The organism is Dietzia sp. E1, from assembly GCF_014145015.1.
GTDB classification, from domain to species: Bacteria; Actinomycetota; Actinomycetes; order Mycobacteriales; family Mycobacteriaceae; genus Dietzia; species Dietzia cinnamea_A.
Genome location: NZ_JAALDU010000100.1, coordinates 1 through 5029 on the forward strand (window position 1 = coordinate 1; position 5029 = coordinate 5029).

Below are 5029 nucleotides of genomic sequence, written 5' to 3' on the forward strand. Positions count from 1 at the left end.
CGCCGGCCCTGGCTCGACCCCCGACCACAAGCCACCCACTGGCTCCGACGCGCCCGACGCCTGGCCGCCGAACGCGCCGCCAACACCACCACACCCCCACCCACAACCGGCCACCCCACCACCGACACCGACCCACCGCCCTTCTAGACGGCGCCGGCCGTCAGCGGTGCTTGAGAAGAACGGCGCGGATCCCCTCGTGGAAGCCGTCGCGCAAGCGGACGCGCTGCGCCTCGGTCAGAGTGAACTCATTGAGCATCTGGCAGGCGAACTGCAGCAGCGGACGGTCGATCGCCGGGGGAAGCACCCCACCGGACAGCAGGTGGGCCTCGTCGCGCTGCTGCTCGGTCGCGGCCTGCTCGTACCACCAGGTGGCGTACTGCTGACCCACGTCGAAGGGGGTCTGCTCACCGGAGGAGGTCCACACCTCCTCGGGCAGCGGCACGAACTTAGACCGCAGTGGGCGACGGTGAGGGGCCATCATCGACGGGTTAGGCCTCGAGGACCCGTTCGCCGGCCCACCCGCGGCCGAGGACTTCTGGACCGACCCGGCGTGATCGGCGGGCGAAGCCGAAGTCTGCGGCGTCGGGCCCGGCTTGGGGGCCAGGTCCGCAGGCGTGACCACGGTCGACTCCTCCGGCTGCGGGGCAGGCGTCGCGGCCCCCTCCCCGGGCGGCCCGGCCTGCGCCTCCGGACCGTCGTCTTCACTCTCGATCCGGGCGGCGCATCCCTGCTCGTCGGCGGCCAGTTCCTCGGCGTCGGCGGCGAACTCCTCGTCAGCGATCGTCAACCGGGTCTCGTCGGCGACGGAGGTCGCGGCGGCGCGGTCGGCCCGCAGGTCCACCTCCATCAGGTCCACCGACTCGTGGGTGTCCGGGTCATGCCCGTCTTCGCCCGGATGGGCGGGCGTGGCCGCCGGCGTTCGCACCTTGGGCGGTATCGGCCCCTCGAGGACACGGATCTGCATGGCGTCGTGGAAGTCGGTGCGGGGGTCGAGGACCGTCGTCGTGTCGCAGGCGTGACGCAGTGCCGACGAGATGGAGTCCCAGCCGAACCCCACCAGATGCATTCGTACGCCGGCGTCCACGGCCACCCGGACTCCCGGGATCATGTCGGCGTCGCCGGTGACCAGCACCATGTCCGAGCAATGCCCCTTGTACGCGGCCTGGATCATGTCCGCGACGAGCAGGGTGTCGACGGCCTTCTGGGTGCGGCGTTCGCCCCACTCGATCAGCTGACCGGCGCGCAATTGGACACCTTCGATAACGCGCAGGGTGCGTTGATACCGGTGCGGACCGGAGTCCGGGATGCCGTCGTACCAGTTCTGCCGCTGTACTGGCTGGTCCACGAGGCTATGGGCGACCTGGTCTAAACGGTGCACGACCGTGGCGAGTGATATCTCCAGCTGACCTCGCGCACCCTCCTCCCAGGAGTTGTAGAAACTTGCCAGTAGATAGGACGTATCCACTAGGACGAGTGTCCGTTCAAGCATGATGACCACTACCTGTTCTGTCTGTTTACGTTGACTTCAAGCATGCCGCAGGTCGGCTAGCCCCGCAGGGTCCGCCGCCGTTCACCGTCAGGAGCTTCACCATGTCGCACCCCGCCACCACTTCAACCGATCTGACCGGAAGGGTCGTGCTGGTGACCGGCGCAGCCCGAGGCCAGGGACGAGCCCACTGCGAGGCCTTCGCCGCCGCGGGCTGTGACGTCATCGCGCTGGACCTGTGCCGGGACATCGACACGGTCCCCTACCCCATGGCCGAGCCGGCGGACCTCGAGGCCACCGCCGAGGCGGTACGGGCGCTGGGGCGGCGTTGCGTGACGGGCATCGTCGACGTCCGCGACCTACCGGGGATGCAGGAAGCCGTCGACGCCGGGGTCGCCGAGCTGGGCGGCCTGGACTTCGTGGTGGCCAACGCCGGCGTCTCGCCGCAGCCCACCGCCACCTGGGAGCGGTCCGAGGAGGAGTGGGACAGCACCATGGACATCAACCTCAAGGGCACGTGGATCACCACCAAGGTGGCGATCCCCCACATCCTGGCGACCGGCCGCGGCGGCTCGGTGGTACTTATCAGTTCGATGGTGGGCCTGCGCGGCGGCTCGTTCACCGGGAGCTACGCGACCTCGAAGTGGGCCGTCCGCGGCCTGGCCAAGGCACTCGCCGGGGAGCTGGGCTTCTCCAACGTCCGCTGCAACTCCATCCACCCGGGCAACGTCCGTACCCCGATGATCGACAACCCGTCGATGATCGAGATGATGTCCGGCGGCAAGGGCACCACGCTCGAGGACACGGCGGAGACCTACAGCAGCATGACCCAGATGCCCCAGCCGTGGGTCGAGCCGTCCGCGATCGCGTCCATGGCCCTCTACCTGTGCAGCGACATGGGCGCCGGCATCACGGGCGCCTCGATCCCCGTCGACCTGGGCGGTAGCGAGAAGTTCGGCCTCTGAGCCCGATCGATCCCGGAACACGACGAAGGCCCGCCCCTCGACCGGAGGGGCGGGCCTTCGTGTGCGGCCGGGCGGAGAGCCCGGCCCGGGAGGTCAGGCGGCCTCGGGCTCCGGCATCGTCGGACGCGGCACGCTGACGGTCGAGCCGGTGGCGGTCCACACCAGGGACCAGAAGATGTCGATGACCGGCTGGATGGCCCGCAGGAAGATGTCGTTGGCGTTGCTCATGGTGTGTCCCCTCGGTTGTCGTGCTGTGCGTACTGGGTCGTACCGCGGTAGGCGCTGTCGTATCCGTGATCCCCACGCGACGACCTCTATGTCGTCGCGAACCCGCTCGACGTTACACAACCGTGACATCAACTGGGATATCGTCGGCGTTCCGCGCAGGCCACGGCGTTACCGAGGTCCACTAAGCGATCTGAGGCGGCGCAGACGACGGGTCACCGGGGCCGGTTCAGCCGACACCATTTCTGTGACCCACGCAACCGGACTTACCTACGCGACCGTAAGTTACGGTACCGTAGCTTCCATGGCAATCACCGACATCCCTGAGTTCGCGCATCTCACCGAGGACGACGTCGAGGCACTCGGCGCCGAGCTCGAGCAGATCCGTCAGGACATCATCGGTTCCCTGGGCGAGCGGGACGCCGCCTACATCCACGACACGATCCGCTTCCAGCGCGGCCTCGAGGTCGCGGCGCGCGCGTTGCTCCTCGTGGGCTCGCGCAACCGTACCGCCTGGGCGGTCGGCGCGGGAGCGCTCGGCGTCGCCAAGATCGTCGAGAACATGGAGCTCGGACACAACATCATGCACGGGCAGTGGGACTGGATGAACGACCCGGAGATCCACTCCACCACCTGGGAGTGGGACATCGTCGGCACGTCGGAGCACTGGAAGCAGACCCACAACTACCTGCACCACAAGTTCACGAACATCGTGGGCATGGACGACGACGTGGGGTTCGGCCTGCTGCGCGTGACCCGCGACCAGCGCTGGAGCCCGTTCTTCTACGGCAACCTCGCCTACAACGCGGCCCTGGCGCTGCTGTTCCAGTGGGGTGTGGGCATCCAGCACCTCGAGCTCGGCAAGGTCGCCATGGGACGCGACGACCGCGGGGAGACCAAGCGCAAGCTCAAGCTCTTCGCCAAGAAGGCGTCCGGTCAGCTCCTCAAGGACTACGTGCTCTACCCGGCACTGTCCGGCAAGGGTTGGAAGTCCACCGCCACCGCCAACCTGCTGGCCAACGGCATCCGCAACGTGTGGACCAACGCGGTGATCTTCTGCGGACACTTCCCCGACGGCGCGGAGAAGTTCACCAAGAAGAACGTGCAGGAGGAGACACAGGCCGAGTGGTACCTGCGGCAGATGCTCGGCTCGGCCAACATCACCGGCGGTCCGATCATGGACTTCATGTCCGGCAACCTCTCGTACCAGATCGAGCACCACATCTACCCGGACATGCCGTCCAACCGACTGTCCGAGGCGTCGCTGCGCGTGCGCGCCGTGTGCGACAAGTACGACCTGCCGTACGTGGCCGGCCCGCTGCCGGTGCAGTACGCCAAGACCTGGCGCACCATCGCCAAGCTGTCGCTGCCCAACCACATGCTGCGCGCCACGGCGGACGATGCGCCGGAGACACATTCCGAGCGGATGTTCGAGGACCTGCCCACCCCGCTGCCCGCCCCGGAGGGCAAGCGAGCGGGCCTGAAGACCGCGCTGAAGCACCACCGCGCGCGCCGGCGGGCGCGCAAGGTCGTCGCCGTGGCCTGACGAGGCCTGCGACCCAGTCACGACCGGCAACGCCCCGGCACCGCGATCCGGTGCCGGGGCGTCGCTGATTCCGGCGCCCTGCGGTGTGGGTCGGCTATAGGCTTGCGCAGGAGTCAGCGGGACGGTTACGCGTACCGGCGCTACAGCGGTCGAGCCGGTCACCGGACACAAGACGACGACGGGAGCCCCCATGGAGGACCGGCGGATGCTCATCGCCGATTCCGCGATCGAGGTCGTGGCGAGGGACGGTGTCCGTGCCCTCACCCACCGCGCCGTGGACTCGGAGGCGGGACTGCCCTCCGGCTCCACCTCCTACTACTGCCGTACCCGCGCCCAACTGCTCACCCTGACCGTGGACCGGCTCACCTCACTGCTGCGCGGGTTCGTCGAGGTCTCGGGCATCCAGGACCTCGCGTCGTCCAACGCCGACGAGGTGCTGTCGACGCTCACGCGCATGGTGGACGGGCTGCTGGAGGACTACCGCGGTGAACTCGCGGCCCGGTCGGCGCTCATCGTCGAGCTGGCCGGCAAGGCCGACACCACCGACCTCGTCGCCTCTCTCCTCGACCCCAGCGACCTGGTGGGCGCGCTCGACGCCGCCGGGCTCCGCGATCCCGCCACCGCCGCCCTCGACCTGCTCACGGTGTACGAAGGCCTGCTGTGGGAGCGCACGGTCGGACGCCTGGCGGGCGCCGAGGTCGACGCCAAGCACGACGCCGAGCTGCTGGGAGCGGTGCTCGCCCGCCACGAGCACCGCGGCCCCCGCAACCTGTTCGGCCTGCGGCGCTAGCGGGCCCCGCCACCGGC

General features: G+C 68.9%; 5 protein-coding genes. 3 read left to right on the top strand and 2 right to left on the bottom strand.

Annotated features, from left to right (window positions below):
• Positions 1-160: 160 nt before the first annotated feature.
• Complete coding sequence (locus G6030_RS04490) at positions 161-1489, bottom strand: NYN domain-containing protein (RefSeq protein ID WP_182642332.1); 1329 nt, start codon at positions 1487-1489, stop codon at positions 161-163.
• 101 nt (positions 1490-1590) lie between these two features.
• On the opposite strand from G6030_RS04490, the gene G6030_RS04495 reads away from it, so the two are divergent.
• On the top strand, positions 1591-2451 hold the full coding sequence (locus G6030_RS04495; protein WP_182642333.1) for a mycofactocin-coupled SDR family oxidoreductase: 861 nt from the start codon (positions 1591-1593) through the stop codon (positions 2449-2451).
• A gap of 93 nt (positions 2452-2544) precedes the next feature.
• Here the strand turns inward: G6030_RS04495 and G6030_RS16705 are convergent, their stop codons facing one another.
• Complete coding sequence (locus G6030_RS16705) at positions 2545-2679, bottom strand: hypothetical protein (protein ID WP_007628644.1); 135 nt, start codon at positions 2677-2679, stop codon at positions 2545-2547.
• Positions 2680-2980: 301 nt separating this feature from the next.
• Between G6030_RS16705 and G6030_RS04500 the strand changes: the two genes are divergently transcribed.
• Both G6030_RS04500 and G6030_RS04505 read left to right on the top strand, forming a co-directional pair.
• Complete coding sequence (locus G6030_RS04500; protein ID WP_182642334.1) at positions 2981-4222, top strand: acyl-CoA desaturase; 1242 nt, start codon at positions 2981-2983, stop codon at positions 4220-4222.
• A 190-nt stretch (positions 4223-4412) separates the two neighbouring features.
• Positions 4413-5012 (top strand): hypothetical protein, encoded by a 600-nt coding sequence (locus G6030_RS04505; RefSeq protein WP_007628646.1) that lies wholly within the window; start codon positions 4413-4415, stop codon positions 5010-5012.
• The last annotated feature ends 17 nt before the right edge of the window (positions 5013-5029 follow it).

What these genes read in the sequence shown, in the direction of transcription:
- G6030_RS04495 (WP_182642333.1), top strand. Translation starts at nt 1,591, where the DNA reads ATGTCGCACCCCGCCACCACTTCAACCGATCTGACCGGAAGGGTCGTG.
- G6030_RS04490 (WP_182642332.1), bottom strand. Translation starts at nt 1,489, where the DNA reads ATGCTTGAACGGACACTCGTCCTAGTGGATACGTCCTATCTACTGGCA.
- G6030_RS04505 (WP_007628646.1), top strand. Translation starts at nt 4,413, where the DNA reads ATGGAGGACCGGCGGATGCTCATCGCCGATTCCGCGATCGAGGTCGTG.
- G6030_RS16705 (WP_007628644.1), bottom strand. Translation starts at nt 2,679, where the DNA reads ATGAGCAACGCCAACGACATCTTCCTGCGGGCCATCCAGCCGGTCATC.
- G6030_RS04500 (WP_182642334.1), top strand. Translation starts at nt 2,981, where the DNA reads ATGGCAATCACCGACATCCCTGAGTTCGCGCATCTCACCGAGGACGAC.